The organism is Arthrobacter jinronghuae (assembly GCF_025244825.1).
Taxonomy (GTDB): Bacteria; Actinomycetota; Actinomycetes; order Actinomycetales; family Micrococcaceae; genus Arthrobacter_B; species Arthrobacter_B jinronghuae.
The window spans coordinates 2641758-2659622 of the sequence record NZ_CP104263.1; the positions used below are offsets into that span (position 1 = coordinate 2641758).

Genomic DNA, 17865 nt, shown 5'->3' on the forward strand with positions numbered 1-17865 from the left:
CCATGGACTCCGTGTACCAGCAGGTCCTCGGATCAGGGTTTCTCCGCCTGCAGCCCCAGCTGCAGGCGTATTTCAGCCTCGGCCCGGACACCGGCCGGTTCGGTGAAGGCACCGGCGTATTTCTCCGTGCCGGCTGTCCACGGGCCTGGCTGCGTCCGCTGCTGCCGCTGGTTCCGGTGTCCAACGCTTTTTTCCCGGAGTACGGGACCTCCGTCCCCTTCTCCATCCGCAACTATCCGCACCTCGACCCGTGGGGCCGGCCGGCGCTGACGGCGGTCCGCCGCTTCGATTTCCCGGGCCGGCAGCGGACCTTCGAGGACACCACTGTGCTGACCGGTCCCGGGGTCCTGACGGATTATCTGGGCCGCCGCCGCAACCTGGCCACGAACCTGCTGCTGCGGGTTTCGGACGACGGTCATCTGCACATGAATTCCCCGGGAAGCCGGCTGTTCCTCGGTCCGCTGCGGCTGCCCCTGCCGGACTTCGCCGGTGCCGACGCGCAGGTGGAACAGTGGTGGGACGCGCAGCAGGATCAGTTCCGGATCCGCACCCGGGTCATCCAGCGGCAGGTCGGCACGGTTTTCGAGTACGACGGCGCCTTCACCTACGCCAGCCGGGATTTCGACGGCGGCCTGCCTGCCGACGTCGAACCGGCACGCTGGGAGCGCCGGACCTAGGTCCACGCGGACCGGTCCCGTTTACCCCTCGGCTACGACCTGGTCCAGGGCAGACGCCGTCTGAGTGAGGCGGGCCAGGACCTTCCGCGCCGCTTCCGGTGAAATATCGGCGAGCCCGGCGGCAGGTGTCAGGCGAAGCGCCGGCAGGTCCTGAAGCGGGAGTCCCAGTTTCCGCCAGGGCCGCAGCACCCGTTCCACCAGGTCGGTGACCTGGGGCAGTGCTGCTCCGTCCGCAGGAACCGGAAGGATACCCAGCCAGATCCGGCGTCCGCCTTCCACGGCTTCGGCGATGCCTTCCCAGTCGCGGGCGTCCAGCCCGGCTGCGTCGAGGGCCGCGCCCTGCGCTCCGGCACCGACGGCGAGCTCAAACGGTGACCGTGTGCCGGGCCGCAGCGGTCCGAATCCCTCCGCACGGGGCAGGGTGAAGACTGTGTCCGCGCCGACGGCTTCGATTGCTTCGCGGACCTGCTGCCAGGCGCCGGATACCTCCGACGACGGCACGGAACGCAGGGTGCGGTAGCCGCTGGCGGTGGGGATCCCGCCGGCCAGGACAGCGGCGATGTCGGGTTCGTCGACCTGCACGGTGATCCGGGCGCCCGGTGCCGACGACGACGCGCGAGCCACATAGTCGCCCACTCCGGCAGTGAAGGACTGGAGAATCTCCCGGCGCGCACCTGCGTCGGACAACGCCCGTTCGCCGTTATGCAGATAAAGGTTCGCGGCTAGCGAGAGCGGCCCCCGTACGGAGATTTTCAGCGCTTCGCCCGTTCGTTCTTCCGCTCCGACGACGTCGGCCAGTGCGTTCAGGTCCTGGGTCAGCAGGGATGCCGCGCGCCGGTGGTCCTTGCCCGGCCGCCCCACCAGACGCCAACCGTGCGGCTGGACATCCACGAAAAGGTCCACGAGCAGGGCGGCGCTCCGGCCGAGCGCGTCCGCACCTGGCCCGCGCTGCGGCAGTTCGACCAGGAAGGGCAGGTGCGGGTCCCCCAGCTCGCCCCGGACTACCCGGCTCGATTCGACCGGATCGGTCCCCGGCCAGCTGCCGAGCGCCGTCGCCGTAACCATGCCGTTGCGTGCTTCGGGGCGGGCGGGCGGTTCCGGAAGAGCTGCTTCGCCGCGCCGGTCCTCAGGACTCCGGGACATCTGTTCCGCCGTTGCGGGTCTGGGAGATTGCCTGATGGTGGCGGATCACTTCGCTGATGATGAAGTTCAGGAATTTTTCCGCGAAGGCCGGGTCCAGATGGGCATCCGCGGCGAGGCGGCGCAGGCGCGCAATCTGGGCCACTTCCCGTCCCGGGTCCGCCGGCGGCAAGTGGTGCTCCGCCTTCAGATGGCCCACCCGCTGGGTTGCCTTGAAGCGTTCGGCAAGAAGGTACACGAGAGTCGCGTCGATGTTGTCAATGCTGCTGCGCACGGCAAGCAGCTCTTCCATGACGTCCTCGGCAACCTTCCCGGAAAGGGAACTTGCCCGCGGATCGAACTCGTGGTCCGGTGATTCGCTCATTGGTCCTGTCTGGCTCATTGGTCCAGTTTAGGTGGAGCGGCTCCCGGCCCGGAGCACATTACGAAACGGCTGCGGGGTCCCACTCGAGGGAACGCGCCGAGTCGATGGTGGCCTGTCCCAGCACCCGGGTCCCCTGGTAAAGCACCATGGACTGACCGGGGGCAACCCCGCGCATGGGTTCGGCCAGCCGGACCACAAGCTCTTCACGGGTTGCTCCGGCGGCCTCGTCGGCTACGTCTTCCATCCAGCCGGTGGCAGCCACGGGGTCGCCGTGGGCACGGACCTGGACCATGCACTGGAACGTGGTCCGGGCAGCGATCTCGGGGATCGGCAGTCCGGCCCAGGAAATCTTGATGCCGCGCATCTGGTCGATGTTCAGCAGCTGCTCGGGTCCGACCACAACCTTGTTTTCCTTGGGGCGGATTTCCAGCACGAAGCGGGGCTTGCCGTCCGCGGCGGGCGTGCCGAGCTTCAGGCCGCGCCGCTGGCCCACGGTGAACGCGTTGGCGCCGGGGTGGGTGCCGAGCTTCTCCCCCGTCTCATCCACGATGTCGCCCTCGGTCATGTTGATGCGCTCTTCGAGCCAGCCGCGGGTGTCGCCGTCGGGAATGAAGCAGATGTCGTGGCTGTCGGGCTTGTTCGCCACGGACAGCCCGCGGCGTTCGGCTTCGGCCCGCACTTCGGCCTTGGACGGGGTCTCAGCCAAGGGGAACATACAGTGGCGCAGCTGCTCCTCCGTGAGCACGCCCAGCACGTAGGACTGGTCCTTGGCCCAGTCGGCGGCACGGTGCAGCTCCGGGTTGCCCTCGGCGTTGGTGAGGACCTTGGCGTAATGGCCGGTGCACACGGCATCGAAGCCCAGCGCCAGCGCCTTTTCCAGCAGCGCGGCGAACTTGATCCGTTCGTTGCAGCGCATGCAGGGGTTGGGTGTGCGGCCGGCGGCGTATTCCGCCACGAAGTCGTCCACCACGTCTTCCTTGAACCGCTCGGAGAAGTCCCAGACGTAGTACGGAATGCCCAGGATGTCGCAGGCACGCCAGGCGTCGCGGGAATCTTCGATGGTGCAGCAGCCGCGGCTGCCGGTGCGCAGGGTGCCCGGCATCCGGGACAGCGCAAGGTGGACGCCGACGACGTCGTGCCCCGCCTCGACTGCCCGTGCCGCGGCCACGGCGGAATCGACTCCGCCACTCATTGCTGCCAAAACCTTCATGAAGTAAAACCTGTTCCTGCTGTTTGGATGCTGCTTACGTGTCCGGCCATGCCGGCCTTCTTCGCGCGCTCGTACGCTTCGGGAAGTGCCTGCAACAAAGTGTCAACGTCTTCGGCGGTGGTTGTATGCCCGAGGCTGAACCGCTGGGCACCGCGTGCCTCGGTTTCGGTCAGTCCCATCGCCAGCAGTACGTGCGAGGGCCGCGGGACGCCGGCCGTGCAGGCAGACCCGGTTGAGGACTCCACTCCCGCCAGATCCAGCAGGAAAAGCAGTGAATCGCCCTCGCAGCCGGGGAAGGTGAAGTGGGCGTTGCCCGGCAGCCGGCGTCCGCCGCCGTCGTCGTCCCGTGCGCCGCGCAGGACTGCCTCCGGAATGGCCCGCTCGACGCCGGTGATGAGGTAGTCGCGGAGCGTGCGCAGGCGTTCGGACTCGTCCGTCAGGTGCTCGGCGGCGTCCTGCGCTGCAGCCGCGAACGCTGCGATTCCCGCGGTGTCCAAGGTGCCGGAGCGGATGTCCCGTTCCTGTCCGCCGCCGTGCTGGACGGGCGTGAGCTTAACGGCGCGGCCTACGACCAGGGCACCCACTCCCACCGGGCCCCCGATCTTATGCGCGCTGAGGGCCATCGTGTCCAGGCCTGCGGAGCGGAAGCCGATCGGCAGCGCACCGAACGCCTGGACGGCGTCCGAATGGACTGGGACACCGTATTCGTGGGCCAGGGACGCGATGGCCCGGATGTCCTGGACGGTACCCACCTCGTTGTTTGCCCACATAGCGGTGAGCAGGGCCGTGCTGTCTGCGTTGGCTTCAAGTTCCCGGCGGATGGCGTCGAGGGAAATCACGCCGTCACGGTCCACCGGGATCCACACCGGCACCGCGCCTTCGTGTTTCTCCAGCCATTCGACGGCGTCCAGTACGGCATGGTGTTCAATGCCGGAGACCAGGATGCGGTTGCGCACCGGGTCGGCATCGCGCCGGGCCCAGAAAAGACCCTTGACGGCAAGGTTGTCCGCTTCGGTGCCGCCGGAGGTGAAAATGATCTCCGAGGGATGGCAGCCTGCGGCGGCGGCCAGGATTTCCCTGGAGTCCTCCACGACCATTCGGGCACGGCGGCCCGAGCCGTGCAGGGACGAAGGGTTGCCGCTGCGGCTGAGTTCTGAGGTGAGTGCGGCGAGGGCCGAAGCCGAAATCGGCGTGGTCGCCGCGTGATCTAGATACACGGGCACCAGCCAATTCTAGCGGCCATGGAGCCTGCTGCCGATTCGGGCGGCTGGGACTTTCCTGACGTTTTCCGTGGAGTGCCCTCATCCCACTTCCGCCACCTTCCCCTGACCGGCGCCGGCCCGTCGTGGCAGAATGGCCGCGATGGAGCTTCAGCACGCCGATTCCAGGCCCATCGCCCCGCACTTCCGCCCCGGCAAGCCCCTGGCGCGGGCCGCCTTTCTTTCGGAACTGGCCGCCGTCCTGCTTCCCCTGCGCACTGATTCGCGGCTCCTGGTCGCGGTTGACGGCGTCGACGGCGCCGGCAAAACCACGTTCGCCGATGACCTGGCGCGTGTTATCCGCGGGGTTGACGGACCGCAACGCCAGGTCCTGCGGGTCACCCTTGATGCCTTCCACAACGTGCGCAGCGTCCGGTACCGGCGCGGACGCGGCTCTCCCGAAGGTTTCTGGCGGGATTCCTACAACCTGGAACAGTTCATGGAGTACGTCCTGGCGCCCCTGGCCTCGGGCGCCGCGGAGTTTCGGGACCGGGGCCATGACCTCCCAACGGACGCGGTGCTGGATCCTGAGCCGGTGATGGCCGCAAAGGATGCGGTAGTGCTTATCGACGGACTTTTCCTGCATCGGGAGGAGCTCCGGGACTTTTGGGACTTCTCCGTGTTCCTGGACGTGCCGTTCGACGTAACGGCTGCACGTATGGCAGTCAGGGACGGTCCCGGGCCGGGTTCCCGGCAGGCCGGTGCGGTGAGTCCGCACGAGCGGTATGTCGGCGGGCAACAGCTCTATTTCGCTGCGGCGGATCCCGCTGCACGGGCCGATCTGGTGCTGGACAACAGCCGGGCAACCACGCTTCGGGTGATCAACGGAAGCGACGCCGGCTAGCGGAAGCACGGATGACGGCACGTCGCTGTGCTCCGTTGAGGACAGGGGCTGTCCTCAATAGGGACGACTATTGCGTTATGTGGGATACAGCGTCGCGATCGTTCGAGGTCCTTAGGAAACTGCAGCGGAAGGGTTTCGTCGCGGGCGGGACCCTTGCGTTCGACTTCGGCGTCACAACCCGCACCATCCGCCGCGACGTGGCACGGCTGCGCGATCTGGGATACCCGATCGACACGCGCCTGGGTATCGATGGAGGCTACTCCTTGGAGCCCGGCACGGTACTCCCGCCGATTTTCCTCAGCGTGGATGAGGCGTTGGCCTGCACCCTCGCGCTGCGGCAGTGGAACGAGGCTGCCGAACAGCACTTGGCAGCCGGCGTGTTGCAGAAAGTCCTCGCTTCTGTGCCAAAAAGGGTGCAGTGGATCATGGCGGCCCTCGACCAGGCCGCAGTCGATCTGGAAATTGACGGCCTGAGGGAACCGGAGGCGGCTCCGGTCGACGTCAGTGTGCTCGGGGACTTAGCCCGGGCCTGCGTCCTGCACCGCCGCGTGGAGTTTCTGCACACGGATCGCAGCGGGAAGGAGAAGATGCGCAAAGCGGATTCATCCGCCCTGGTCCACACGGCCCGCCGCTGGTACTTCGTTGCGTTCGACCTGGACCGGGACGAGTGGCGCACGTACCGGGTGGACCGGATCTCCGTTGTGACGGTGACCGAGGCGCCTGTCCGCGGGCGCGTCTTCCCCGGGGCCGGTGTCGAGGCATGGGTGGATCAGCAGCTCCGCAGCAGCTGGCAGCAGGTCACGGCCACGGTACGGATCCATGCCCCGCTGGAGGCCGTGAGCCGGTGGATGGCGCCGGCGTGGGGAACCGTCGAAGCCGACAGCGCGGGGTCCGTTATTGTGCGGGCAGGAGCGGACAGTTATGACTCCATCGCCCGCTGGCTCCTTCTGGTGCAAGCGGACATCGACGTCATCAAGCCTGCAGAACTGCGCGCAGCATTCGGTCGCATAGCCGCCCAGGCTGCCCGCTCCGCCACGGATCAGGCAGGAACCGGGAGTGCCCTTACCGAAGCGGACGGAAGAAGTCGGCGAGATCGTCCATAAGCAGGGCAGGCTCCTCCAGGGCAGCAAAGTGGCCGCCATGGTCAGTGATGTCGGTCCAGCGCGTGATCGTATTCTCCTGCTCGGCATAGCGGCGGATGCCGACGTCGTGGGCAAACATGATGACGCCGGTAGGCACACCCGACGGCTCCCTGCGGGCTCCCCCTGCCGGTTGCTGGGCGTAGCCGATAAACGCGGCCGTTCCTCCGGAACCGGTGACCAGTACAGCATGACGTTAGTGAGGATGCGGTCAAGGTCAATGACCGCCTCCGGGAGGGCTTTCTCCGGGAAAGTCCACTTCTGGAACTTGTCCAGGATCCAGGCGAGCTGGCCGGCCGGGGAATCGACCAAGCCTGCGGCTATCGTCTGCGGCCTCGTCGATTGGATCGCGATGTACCCGTATTCCTCCTGCATAAAACGCTGCACGCGGCTTAGCCGATCAAGCTCCAGCGGGGTAAATGCGGCGAGGTCATCGCTGGTGGGTGTCTGCAGCGGCATGCCCATCGACCCGTTGACATGGACACCCGCCACGTTGCCCGGAGCGGCGCGCGCGACGTCGGGCGAAACCGCCGCGCCGATATCTCCCCCGTGTGCCCCGTAGCGGTCGTAACCCAGCCGGCTCATGAGAGTTGCCCAGGCGCGGCCGATGCGCGCTGTGTCCCAACCTGCCTGGGCCACCGGGGTCGAGAACCCAAACCCCGGGAGTGAGGGGATCACCAGGTCGAAAGCGTCTACAGTGCCTCGGCCGTACGCGGCCGGGTCGGTGAGCGGGCCGATCAGATCGAGGAACTCGACGAAGGAACCGGCCAGCCGTGGGTGAGCAGGAGCGGCAAGGCACCCTCGACCTTCGAGCGGATGTGGAGGAAGTGGATCTGCTGGCCGTCGATGACGGTGGTGAACTGCGGCAGATCATTCAAGGTTGTTGCGTGGAACACCCAGTCGTATTCGTCCGCCCAGTACGTGACCACGCGTTCGAGGTAGCCGGCCGGGACACCCGTTGCCCATTCTTCCCCCGGAAGCGCGGGCGCAAACCGCGTTCCCCGGAGCCTGTCCTTTAGCCGGTCCACCTCTGCCGGGTCGATCGGAATGCTGAAGGGCTGGATCTGGTCATTCATGGCGTTCCTCCGTGAGGGGTATGCCGGGGTCGGATCCCCGATGCACGCCGACGATACGCAGCGCGCAGGACACACGTTGTCCTCCTCTGCCCTTCCGCGGAAAATGTCTCCCCCGGGGCCCTCCCGTGCCGGGCCGCAGTGCCGGAACCACCGGTAGACTTGCCTCACGCAGCGACCAGCCTGCCCGAGAGGAACCATTTTGAGCCCGTCAGACCCGACGCTCTATGAGGTCTTAGGCCTGGCCCGCACGGCATCGGCGGCTGAAATCAAGGCCGCCTACCGGAAAGCAGCCCGGAACTCCCATCCGGACCAGGGCGGCACGAGCGAGAGCTTCCACCGGGTCACGGAAGCTTACCGGGTGCTTTCCGATCCGCGGCGAAAGGCCGCATACGATCGCCGATTCGGCCAGGACACGGGCGCAGGCGCAGGCGGCACCAGCTCCAGCACCAGCTCCGGCTCCGGCTCCGGAAGCCCGGCCAGCCGTGCCGCAGGAACCCGGTCCGCCCCGGAACGGACTGCAGCAGACCTGGACCGGCCACCGTTGTTTGTTCCGGACTTCTCCCCGAAGAATCCTCCCCTCATCCCCCTGGCCCTGGCCGGACAGCAGGTCCACGGCGCACCGCGCCGTCCTGGTTTCTTCGCTCGGATCGGTTCCAACGCCGCGGGACGCTTCGATGCCGAGAACCGGACCATCCACCTGCTGGAACGCGAATTGCTGGAGGACTACCCGGCCGCGCGCCTGGTCAACGGTCTCCACATTCCGGACACAGGACCGCGCGGCGGCAACCTCGATGTCAGCCACGTGCTGCTGGGCGGTTACCGAATGGCGGTCCTGGGTTCGCTGATGGCCTCGCCCGGCAACTACCGGTGGGACGGACAGCATCTGCTGCACCGCGGCCGGGAAGTGTCCACCCTGCGGCTGGCCGATGCGGTGCGAACTCTCCAGTCCCGCTTTCCGGAGTGCAACGCCACGGGCTGGCTCGTCCTCCACAGCCCTAACGGCAACCCCTTCGAGCCCATCGTCGATTACCCGCCGAGGCTGAGCCGCTCAGCGCCTGCGACCCTGCATGTCGCCAACCCCGGCGGCCTGCTGCGGGAACTGCGTCGGTTCTTTGCCGAAGGCCCGCAACCGAACACAGTCCAGCTGCCGGTGCTGGCGCCGTTGATCGACGCGTCCACCCGTTGAGCGATGCGTTTGGGCTCCGGCGCCGGGCATAGGATGGAGTCGTGTTCCGTATCCTTTTCCATTCCCCTGAAATCCCCGGCAATACCGGAAATGCAATTCGCCTTGCCGCCATCACGGGGGCCGAACTCCACCTGGTTGAGCCCCTCGGCTTCAGCCTCGAGGATTCCAAGCTGCGTCGCGCCGGCCTGGATTACCACGACCTCGCCGTCCTGCATGTCCATGCAAGCCTGCAGGACGCCTGGGAAGCCCTGAAACCCGAACGCGTATATGCCTTCACCTCGGACGGTGACACTTCCTACACGGATATCGAGTATCGTGCCGGAGACGTCCTGATGTTTGGCCGCGAGTCGGTCGGGCTTTCGGACGAGGTGAAGAAAGACCCGCATGTCACCGCCCGGGTACGGCTGCCCATGCTGCCCACCCTGCGCTCCCTGAACCTTGCAAATTCAGCCTCCATAGCCGTTTACGAAGCCTGGCGCCAGCACGGTTTCGCCGGTGCCCAGCTCTAGCGAAGGACACTTCCCATGCCTGAACTCCACATCGGCAACGCGTTCGACGACGGCGCCGCCGACTTCGAGCGGCTCGCGCCGTCGCTCTGGAACCCCATGGGAAATGCACTCGTAGCCGCAGCGGACATCACGCTCGGCGACCGGGTCCTGGACGCAGGCTGCGGCACCGGTGCCACCACGATCCCGGCCGCACAGTTCGCCGGTCCCGGCGGCGTCGTCGACGGAGTGGACCTCAGCGCAGAGATGCTGGCCCTGACGCAGGCCAAGGCAGACACCCTCGCACTCAATAATGTCCACCTTGCACAGGCCGACCTCACGTCATGGCAGGCTGATGCACCATACGACGCGGTGGTCTGCGCCTACTCCCTGTTCTTCCTTCCGGATATGGACGCCGGCGCCGCCCACCTTGTGTCGTTGCTTCGCAGTGGAGGGCGTTTCGCCCTCAGCACGTGGGCCGAAGGATCCTGGGAACCCTTCAGGGAACTGCTGTGGAAAGCCTGCCTGCAGGAACGGCCCGATTTGGAGGCCCTTCCCCAGTCGGGGGCCGAGAACGCGCAGCGGCTTCAGACACCGGAGCAGCTCACGTCCTGGCTCGAGTCGCTCGGCCTGACCGATATCACGGTGGCCCCCACACCGGGGCAGGTGCAGCTCAGTCCGTCCCTCGCCTGGTCGCTGGTGCTCGGCGGCGGTTACCGGATGCTGCTGCCCGAGGACCCGGCAGCCGTGGACCGGGTCCGGACCGCGTTCCTGGCCGAACTCGGCGACGACTTCGCACTGAATACCGACACCCTGATCGCCACGGCTGTCCGCCCGTAACCGGCCGCCGGCAGGGACGCGCCGGCAGGATAGCCGGCAGTAGCTGCGGCAGCTAGAACCCGGCGATGGTCTCCGGGGTATTCACGCCTACGGCGTGGAAGGTTTCCGCGCTGACGCCCTCCGGCAGGCCGTGCCGGCGGGCGTTGTCCTGCAGGAACCGGCGGACCGAGGCGTCCATGCCCTCAATGTCCGGATGCTGGCTCGCATGGACCCGGATGGCGGCCAGTTTGACGTCTACCGTGGAGCTAACGTCCACGGCGGTGTTCTCCCGCTCACGCGGCGCACCGTAAAACAACAGCCACGGCACCTTGTACGCTTCCAGCCCCTGCTCCGCGAGTTCCGGATAGGCAAAGGGATTCTCGGCGGCCGGGTAAACCGCCCGGGTCACTATTTCGCCGCAGGCCAGATGGTCGGGATGGCTCGCCTGGAGGCGGTCCCAGTTCCGCTCGGGGTGCATGGACAGCACGACGTCGGGACGCACGCGACGGATCTGCTCCACCACGCGCGCGATCACCGAGTGGTTAACCTCCAGGTAGCCGTCCCGCTCCCCTAGGAACACAACGTCCTGCACTCCCACCTGCCGGGCGGCTTCCCGCTGTTCCCCGCTCCGCAGGGCGCTGACGCCGGAGCGGTCCGTAGGGTCGAAGCCGCCCGCGTCACCGGAGGTCATGATGCAGTAAGTGATTTCCGTGCCCTCGCGGGCCCAGCGGGCCAGGGTGCCGGCGGCACCGAAGTCGATGTCGTCCGGATGGGCTGCGAAAGCCAGGACCCGGCCGGGAGCCGACGTCGGGAACATCTCAGGCCCTGCGCTTCCGGATCTCTTCTGCCGCCTGGGGCAGCACGGAGAACACATCGCCGACAATGCCGAAGTCCGCGATCTCGAACACCGGGGCGTCGGCGTCCTTGTTGACCGCGACGATCACCTTGGCGGTCTGCATACCGGCCTTCTGCTGGATGGCGCCGGAAATGCCGGCGGAAATGTACAGCTGCGGGGAGACGGTCTTGCCGGTCTGCCCCACCTGGGCGGAATGTTCGATCCAGCCCGCGTCCGTGGCCGCACGCGAAGCGCCCACCGCTCCGCCGAGGAGGTCCGCCAGTTCCTCCACGGGGCCGAAGTTCCCGTCCATGCCGCGTCCGCCGGCAACGATCACCCGTGCCTCGGCCAGTTCGGGACGTCCGCTCACACGTTTCCCGGAGCGGCCCGTGACCCGCGCGGCAGGACCGGTTTCCGAGAGGGGAACCTCGACCCGCTGCGGAGCAGCGGCGGACGGATCGGCGGGTGCGGGCTCGACGCTGTTGGCCTTGACGGTGATGATGGGCGTGCCGGTGCGCACCCGGCAGGTCGAGGTGTAGGACCCGGCGAGCACCGACTTGGTGACGGCGAGGTCCGGCGCCACTGCAACGGCGTCAGTAATGACGCCGGAGCCGAGCTTGATTCCGGCGCGGGCGGCAATTTCGCGGTCCTCGAAGGAGTTGCCCAGCAGGATCGCGGCGGGCTGTTCGGTCTTCGCAGCGTCGGCCAGGAAGGCGGCCTTGGCGGCCACCAGGACGGTGTCCAGTTCCCCCGCCGGCTCGTAGACCTTCACGGCACCGTGCGAGGCAAGCGCGTCGAGCATGGCCGGATCCACGCGGTGGGCGGCAGCTACTGCGGGCTCACCTACCGTGCCGGCAAGGGTCAGCAGTTCGCGGGCAGCCCGCGGCAGCGGCAGGGCTGGGACATCGAGAAAAACCAGGACGGACGCCATGGTGCGCTCCTTAGGACGTAGGCGGCGGCGCCTGCGCAGCGCCGGTTTCAAGCAGGAGAAGTCTTAGATCAGTTTCTGCGCGGCGAGGTAGTCCACCAGCTGCACGCCGGCGGTGCCGTCGTCGGTGATGATGGTTCCCTGCGAGCGCGGCGGCCGCGGAGCGGAGGCGGCTACGGCAGTCCAGGCGCCGTCGTGCCCCACCTGCGCCGGGTCCACTCCGATCTCGGCGAGTGTCAGCACCGTAACGGGTTTCTTCTTCGCAGCCATGATGCCCTTGAAGTTCGGATAGCGCGGGCTGTTGGCCTGGTCCGTGACCGATACCAGGGCCGGCAGCGGCGCCTCAACGGTTTCAGTGAAGGAATCACCGTCGCGGCGCGCTTTCACGACCGGGGCGCCGTCGACGTCCACTACGTCGAGTTCGGAAGCAAAGGTCACCTGTGCCAGCTGCAGCCTTTCGGCGAGCTGGGCGGGAACCAGCGAGGTTTCACCGTCCGTGGAGGCCATGCCCGTGATGACCAGGTCCACCGGCCCCTGGGATTCAGCGATAGCGCGTACCGCAGCGGCAAGGGCCAGGGAGGTCCCGGCTGCATCGGAACCGGCCAGGGCGTCATCGGCCAGGTGCACGCCCGCATAGGCGCCGATCTGCAGGGACTTCTTCACCGCGTTCACTGCTGCCGCCGGGCCCATGGCCAGGGCGGTCACCCGGTTCCCGGCGCTCTCCCCGCCGCGGGCCTCGGCCAGCTGCAGTGCCGCCTCAAGGGCGTACTCGTCCAGCTCGGAGAGGATGCTTTCAGCACGGTTCAGGGTATGCCCGGGGCCGGTGAGGTGCCGGTCAAACTGTGCGTCGGGGACATGCTTTACCAAGACAACAATGTTCAGCGGATGAGTGGCTGACTCCTGCATTCCGGCCTTTCCGGTAGGAAAATCGTTTCCCGGCGGCCTGGAGATCCTCCCGCCGACGCGCGCCGCCCTCGAAGCGGCGCGTTTAAAGCTAATCACACACTGGCCGGGCTTTCGCGTCGGTGCAAATGCAAGGCCCGTGCAAACGGAAGGCCAGCGCAAACGGAAGGGCCGTGTCGGGATGCTCCCGGCGCGGCCCTTCGTTGCCTGCTCGAACTACGCAGCCTTGGCAGGCGGCGTTACTGCTTAGCCGAATCCCCGAGGGTGACGTCAACGCTGTCCGTTTTGCCGTCGCGCGTGAAGTCAATGGTGGCCTTCCCGCCGGCGGGCTGCATCCGGATGGCTGCAGTCAGCGACTGGGCATCCGTAACCGGGATGCCGTTGACGGACGTGACCACATCGCCCTTGCGCAGGCCGGCTTTTTCGCCCGGCGACCCGGATACCACTTCAGCGACCTCGGCACCCACAGTGAAGGTCGACGACGAATCGGACGCGGTTGCCGGCGTCACCGAGACGCCCAGGTAGCCGTGGGTCGCTGACCCGTTGTCGATGATCTCTTCCGCTACCCGCTCGGCGTAGGTGATGGGAACGGCGAACCCGACACCGATGTTGCCGCTGTCCTCGCCTGCGGCACCGGAGGCAGCCGAGGCAATCGCGACGTTCACGCCGATGACTTCGCCGTCGGTGTTGACCAGCGCGCCGCCGGAGTTGCCGTGGTTGATGGCGGCGTCGGTCTGCACCACGTTGAGGAAGATTGAGCTCTCCGCGGTGCTCTGGTCCTGCGACGATCCGTCCGGCGGAGCGAACCGGAAACCGAAACCGTTGTCTTCGGGTTCGTCTGAGCTCTCCGACTCCTCCGGCGCGGCCGAGGACTGGACGCTGATGGTGCGGTTGAGGGTGGAGACAATACCGTCAGTCACTGTCCCGGACAGGCCGAGGGGGGCGCCGATGGCAATCACGGTGTCCCCGACATTCAGGTTTCCGGAATCGCCCAGGGCAGCAGGTGTCAGGTTGGGGGCATCCACCTTGATGACCGCGAGGTCGGACAGGGGGTCCGTCCCGACGATGGTCGCGGTCAGGACCCGTCCGTCCGCCGTCTGGACTTCGACGACGGGGTCGGCGGCAGTGCCTCCGAGGGTCACCACGTGGGTGTTGGTCAGGATGTGGCCGTCATCGTCCAGGATGATCCCGGAACCGGTGCCCGTGCTGCCGGAGGCGGCAACTTCAATGGTGACCACACTTGGTGAGGCCTTCACTGCCGCCGCCGTGACCGAGTTGACGTTGTCTTTGTCGTTCACCACGACTGTCTGCGGCTGGCTGGCCTGGCCGGCAGTGTTGCTGTCTTCCAGGAGAGTGTTGGCGCCGACGGCCACCCCGCCGCCGAACAGACCCGCAAGCAGCATGCCCGCCACGAGCGTTCCCGCCCCGAACTTCTTTGCCCGGGGTTCGCGGGCCGGCGCAGTTCCGGCCGGTGCGTGGAAAGCGGTGCCCGAGCCCGCAGACCCGTACGCGGAGGATCCGTAGCCGGCCGGTCCGTTTCCTTCGCCCGGCTGTCCCTGCGGCGGGACGGCGTTGGTCAGGGGTTCGGTCTGCGGGTTCCCCTGTGTTGCCCCCGAAGCGGTCCCCGAATACGACGGCGGCGCCGGTGGCCGGGGAGGCAACGGGCGTTCGGTGCCCTCGGGACCGCCGTATTGGTCAGTCATGTGGGTTGTCCTTTCAAAGTTCGCTTTACCCATGGTGTAGCCACAACGTTCTTTTTTTCCACTATGGCAGCGTCAGCTGGGATGTACGGGGACGATTGCTGGACATCCGCTGTGAAGAACCCGGACGCCGTCTTACTGGCAGGCTACTCGAAAGACAGGGTAAAAGTGCAGGTCAGGCGGACGTTCCCAGGTTGCGCAGCCGGCTCTCCCGCTCCGGTCCCGGTGGACGCGGCATAGGGCGGCCCCTAGAATCGGTACCAAGGTCCGGGGCCGCATGAGCTGCCCCTTACGGCAGCTGGAACCGAGCGAGACGAAAACCAAAGGACGTTGTATGCGGTCACGGAACAGGTTGGCGGCCGTACTAGGCCTGAGTGCAGTTACGGTCCTGGTCCCCGCCGCTGCCTTTGCCGGGCCTGCGGGCCCCGTCCAGGCGGCCATCGGATCGGTGCTCCAGGTTCCGGTGGAATCCCCCGTGCGGATACCGCCGGGCGAGTACATTGTGGACCCCGCCGATGTGCTGGGCAGTGATGCCTCCGAGGTGGAGGAAGCGATTTCGGAGGTACAGCGGAACTCCGGGTACACCCTCTACGTGGTTTACGTGGATTCCTTCACCAGCCCCGCAGACCCCGCCGCCTGGTCAGAGCAGGTGGTGCAGGGCAAGGGCATGGGCGCTAAGGAAGCACTCCTGAGCATCGCCACCGAAGAACGCAAGATTCAGGTCTCCACCGGTGACCAGAGCGTCCTGACCCAGACGCGCCGCAACGCGATCCTCGCTGCCGCGACCGACCCCCTTCTGGGCTCCCAGGACATTTCCTCCGCGCAGTGGGCCAACAGTGCCGTGAACGCTGCGGAGTCCTTGGAAGACATCGCCCGCGGCGGAGACGGAGAAGTAGCCGCCGCGGAAGAATCCGGCGGAGCCGACGTGGCACCCCTCCTGGTTGGCGGCGTCGTCGTCGCCGGTGGACTGGGAACCGCGCTGCTGATCCGCAGCCGCCGCCGCAAGTCCGTCGCCGCCGCGCCCGTACAGCAGCAGGGGCCCGCTGCACCGGTGGATCCGCTGGACACCATGAGCGTGCCGGACCTGCGCAAACGCGCCGGCAGCCTGCTCGTGGCAGCCGACGATGCGATCAAGTCCAGCGAGCAGGAACTCGGATTTGCCATGGCCGCCTACGGCGAGGGTGCCGTCACGACCTTCTCCGAGGACCTGGCCGCAGCACGCGCCCACATGGGCGAGTCCTTCAAGCTGCAGCAGCAGCTCGACGACCACATACCGGACACCGAACAGCAGCAACGGACCTGGCTGAAGGAAATCATCCGCCGGTGCGAGGCAGTGAACGAGTCCCTGCAGGCACACAAGGAAGAGTTCGATTCCCTCCGGGAACTGGAGAAGAACGCCCCGGCAGCCCTGGCCGCGGCACAGACAGCCGCCGACCAGGCCGCCTCGCGGCTCAGCACCTCGGCGGCAACTCTGGATTCACTGCGGTCCCGCTATGCTGCCTCGGCGCTCAGCCAGATCAGCGACAACATCGATCAGGCCCATGAACGCCTGGCGTTCGTGTCCAATGCCGCAGCGACGGCGAATGAAAAGCTGGCCGAAGGGGATACTTCTTCGGCAGTGGTTTCCGTCCGGGCGGCCGAAGAGTCCGTCCACCAGGCCGACGTCCTGCTGGACGCGATCGACAAGCGGAGCCAGGAACTCGACGCCGCACGGCAGGAGCTCCAGCGCGCAGTCGCCGATGCCAACCAGGACCTGGCCCAGGCCGGCGCTATCGCCGCAGGCGGAACCGCTCCCGGTCTCGCCGGTCCGGCAGCGGGCGTCCGTGCCGCCCTGGATGCCGTGAACCAGGCCACGCAGGCCGGCCCCATTGACCCGGTGGACCTGCTGCGCCGGCTGGAAACGGCCAACAGCCAACTCGACGCCGCACTGGAAGGCATCCGGGACCGCCAGGAGCAGGAGAGGCGGGCCCGGGATTCCCTGCAGCACGCCATCATGGCCGCGCAGGCGCAGATTTCCGGCACCTCGGACTATATCCGGGCGCGCCGCGGCGGCGTCGGCAGTGAGGCCCGGACCCGCCTGGCTGAGGCTGAGCGCAATCTGCAGCAGGCCGTTGCCATGCAGTCCGCAGATCCGGTGAGCGCCCTCGCCTACGCCCAGCAGGCCAATGCCCTGGCGGCACAGGCAGCGGAAATGGCGCAGCAGGACGTTGACGGTTTCGGCGGAGGTTACGGAGGCGGCGGCTTCGGCGGCGGAATCGGCGGCGGCGGCGGCAACGGCCTGGGCGGCGCCATCCTCGGAGGTATCCTCATCGATTCCATCCTGCGCGGCGGCTCGCACGGCGGCGGCTGGGGCGGCGGCGGGTTCGGCGGCTTCGGTGGGGGCGGCTTCGGTGGAGGCGGCGGCGGGTTCGGCTCATCCGGCGGAAACTTCTAGCCAACACGGGCCAAAGACGCAAAAGTACACCAAGATGTACCCGTAACGCTCCATGGCGGAGGCGGGATTTTTCCGAACACAGCAGATTGAAAGGCAGACACCGTGGTTAAGCAGTCGATTTTCGGACGTATCACTCAATTGGCCAAGGCCAACATCAATGCCATCCTCGACCAGGCCGAGGACCCGCAGAAGATGCTCGACCAGATGGTTCGGGATTACAGCAACAACATCGCTGAGGCCGAGAGCGCTGTCGCGCAGACCATCGGTAACCTCCGGATGCTCCAGGACGATTACAACGAGGACATCCAGAACGCCCAGAACTGGGGCAACAAGGCGCTGGCGGCTTCCCGCAAGGCAGATGAGTTCCGTGCGGCCGGGAACACCACCGACGCCGAAAAGTTCGACAACCTTGCCAAGGTAGCCCTTCAGCGCCAGATCGCCTCCGAAAACGAAGCCAAGGGCGCCCAGCCGACCATTGCTTCCCAGGAAGAGATCGTTGAACGCCTCAAGACCGGCCTGAACCAGATGAAGGGCAAGCTGGACCAGCTCACCAGCAAGCGCGACGAATTGATTGCCCGCGCCCGCAACGCCTCCGCGCAGACGCAGATGCATGACGCCATGAAGAGCATCGATGTCATGGACTCGACCTCCGAGGTGGGCCGCTTCGAGGAAAAGATCCGCCGCGAAGAAGCCCGTGTCCGCGGCGCCAACGAACTGGCTTCCTCCAGCCTCGATGCACAGTTCGAGTCCCTTGAGGATCTCGGCGAGCAGACCGAGGTCGAAGCCCGGCTGGCGGCCCTAAAGTCTTCCGGTACGAAGCAGTCTGCCATCGAGGACTAGCCGCAGCTGCTTCCAGTACTGCCGAA

18 protein-coding genes are annotated in these 17865 nt (G+C 67.0%); 8 read left to right on the forward strand and 10 right to left on the reverse strand.

The window, feature by feature from the left end; translation table 11 throughout:
- The first annotated feature begins 2 nt into the window (after positions 1-2).
- Positions 3-677 (forward strand): DUF4166 domain-containing protein, encoded by a 675-nt coding sequence (locus N2K98_RS12340; RefSeq protein ID WP_255797161.1) that lies wholly within the window; start codon positions 3-5, stop codon positions 675-677.
- A gap of 21 nt (positions 678-698) precedes the next feature.
- Here the strand turns inward: N2K98_RS12340 and N2K98_RS12345 are convergent, their stop codons facing one another.
- The 4 genes from N2K98_RS12345 to N2K98_RS12360 are packed head-to-tail and all read right to left on the reverse strand — an operon-like array spanning position 699 to position 4614.
- Positions 699-1820 carry a uroporphyrinogen decarboxylase/cobalamine-independent methonine synthase family protein gene (locus tag N2K98_RS12345; RefSeq protein ID WP_255865128.1) on the reverse strand — a complete coding sequence of 374 codons (1122 nt, stop codon included), beginning with the start codon at positions 1818-1820 and terminating at the stop codon, positions 699-701.
- Positions 1804-2181 (reverse strand): chorismate mutase, encoded by a 378-nt coding sequence (locus tag N2K98_RS12350; protein ID WP_255797160.1) that lies wholly within the window; start codon positions 2179-2181, stop codon positions 1804-1806. Before N2K98_RS12350 ends, N2K98_RS12345 begins: the two co-directional genes overlap by 17 nt.
- A 58-nt stretch (positions 2182-2239) precedes the next feature.
- Complete coding sequence (gene mnmA, locus N2K98_RS12355; RefSeq protein ID WP_255865127.1) at positions 2240-3391, reverse strand: tRNA 2-thiouridine(34) synthase MnmA; 1152 nt, start codon at positions 3389-3391, stop codon at positions 2240-2242.
- Positions 3388-4614, reverse strand: a complete 1227-nt coding sequence (locus N2K98_RS12360; protein ID WP_255865126.1) for a cysteine desulfurase family protein — start codon at positions 4612-4614, stop codon at positions 3388-3390. Before N2K98_RS12360 ends, mnmA begins: the two co-directional genes overlap by 4 nt.
- Positions 4615-4753: 139 nt before the next feature.
- On the opposite strand from N2K98_RS12360, the gene N2K98_RS12365 reads away from it, so the two are divergent.
- Both N2K98_RS12365 and N2K98_RS12370 read left to right on the forward strand, forming a co-directional pair.
- The gene (locus tag N2K98_RS12365; protein ID WP_255865125.1) at positions 4754-5494 is read left to right on the forward strand and encodes a nucleoside/nucleotide kinase family protein; all 741 of its coding nucleotides are present in this window, start codon (positions 4754-4756) and stop codon (positions 5492-5494) included.
- A 77-nt stretch (positions 5495-5571) separates the two neighbouring features.
- Positions 5572-6597 carry a helix-turn-helix transcriptional regulator gene (locus tag N2K98_RS12370; RefSeq protein WP_255865124.1) on the forward strand — a complete coding sequence of 342 codons (1026 nt, stop codon included), beginning with the start codon at positions 5572-5574 and terminating at the stop codon, positions 6595-6597.
- Here the strand turns inward: N2K98_RS12370 and N2K98_RS12375 are convergent.
- Together N2K98_RS12375 and N2K98_RS12380 are read right to left on the reverse strand one after the other, a co-directional pair.
- Entirely contained in the window at positions 6557-6733 is a 177-nt protein-coding gene (locus N2K98_RS12375) for a hypothetical protein (RefSeq protein WP_255865123.1), read from the reverse strand. The genes N2K98_RS12370 and N2K98_RS12375 overlap by 41 nt on opposite strands.
- A gap of 637 nt (positions 6734-7370) precedes the next feature.
- Positions 7371-7709, reverse strand: a complete 339-nt coding sequence (locus N2K98_RS12380; protein ID WP_255865122.1) for an epoxide hydrolase N-terminal domain-containing protein — start codon at positions 7707-7709, stop codon at positions 7371-7373.
- A gap of 199 nt (positions 7710-7908) precedes the next feature.
- On the opposite strand from N2K98_RS12380, the gene N2K98_RS12385 reads away from it, so the two are divergent.
- The 3 genes from N2K98_RS12385 to N2K98_RS12395 are packed head-to-tail and all read left to right on the forward strand — an operon-like array spanning position 7909 to position 10220.
- On the forward strand, positions 7909-8895 hold the full coding sequence (locus tag N2K98_RS12385) for a J domain-containing protein (RefSeq protein ID WP_255865121.1): 987 nt from the start codon (positions 7909-7911) through the stop codon (positions 8893-8895).
- A 41-nt stretch (positions 8896-8936) separates the two neighbouring features.
- The gene (locus tag N2K98_RS12390) at positions 8937-9404 is read left to right on the forward strand and encodes a tRNA (cytidine(34)-2'-O)-methyltransferase (protein WP_227918382.1); all 468 of its coding nucleotides are present in this window, start codon (positions 8937-8939) and stop codon (positions 9402-9404) included.
- Between the two features lie 15 nt (positions 9405-9419).
- A complete protein-coding gene (locus tag N2K98_RS12395; RefSeq protein WP_255797153.1) occupies positions 9420-10220 on the forward strand; it encodes a class I SAM-dependent methyltransferase in 801 nt (266 codons plus the stop codon).
- A gap of 52 nt (positions 10221-10272) precedes the next feature.
- Here the strand turns inward: N2K98_RS12395 and N2K98_RS12400 are convergent, their stop codons facing one another.
- The 4 genes from N2K98_RS12400 to N2K98_RS12415 all read right to left on the reverse strand — a co-directional run bounded on the left by N2K98_RS12400 (position 10273) and on the right by N2K98_RS12415 (position 14568).
- Entirely contained in the window at positions 10273-11016 is a 744-nt protein-coding gene (locus N2K98_RS12400) for a PIG-L deacetylase family protein (RefSeq protein ID WP_255865120.1), read from the reverse strand.
- A gap of 1 nt (position 11017) precedes the next feature.
- Positions 11018-11965, reverse strand: coding sequence for an electron transfer flavoprotein subunit alpha/FixB family protein (locus N2K98_RS12405; RefSeq protein ID WP_255797151.1), 948 nt, complete (start codon positions 11963-11965; stop codon positions 11018-11020).
- Positions 11966-12028: 63 nt separating this feature from the next.
- Entirely contained in the window at positions 12029-12844 is an 816-nt protein-coding gene (locus N2K98_RS12410; RefSeq protein ID WP_370646376.1) for an electron transfer flavoprotein subunit beta/FixA family protein, read from the reverse strand.
- Between the two features lie 260 nt (positions 12845-13104).
- A complete protein-coding gene (locus tag N2K98_RS12415; protein WP_255865119.1) occupies positions 13105-14568 on the reverse strand; it encodes a S1C family serine protease in 1464 nt (487 codons plus the stop codon).
- Between the two features lie 331 nt (positions 14569-14899).
- Here N2K98_RS12415 and N2K98_RS17230 point away from each other — a divergent pair, with 331 nt between their 5' ends.
- Together N2K98_RS17230 and N2K98_RS12430 are read left to right on the forward strand one after the other, a co-directional pair.
- Positions 14900-16999 carry a TPM domain-containing protein gene (locus N2K98_RS17230; protein WP_308219816.1) on the forward strand — a complete coding sequence of 700 codons (2100 nt, stop codon included), beginning with the start codon at positions 14900-14902 and terminating at the stop codon, positions 16997-16999.
- A gap of 102 nt (positions 17000-17101) precedes the next feature.
- On the forward strand, positions 17102-17839 hold the full coding sequence (locus N2K98_RS12430; protein WP_255865118.1) for a PspA/IM30 family protein: 738 nt from the start codon (positions 17102-17104) through the stop codon (positions 17837-17839).
- Positions 17840-17865 lie beyond the last annotated feature (26 nt).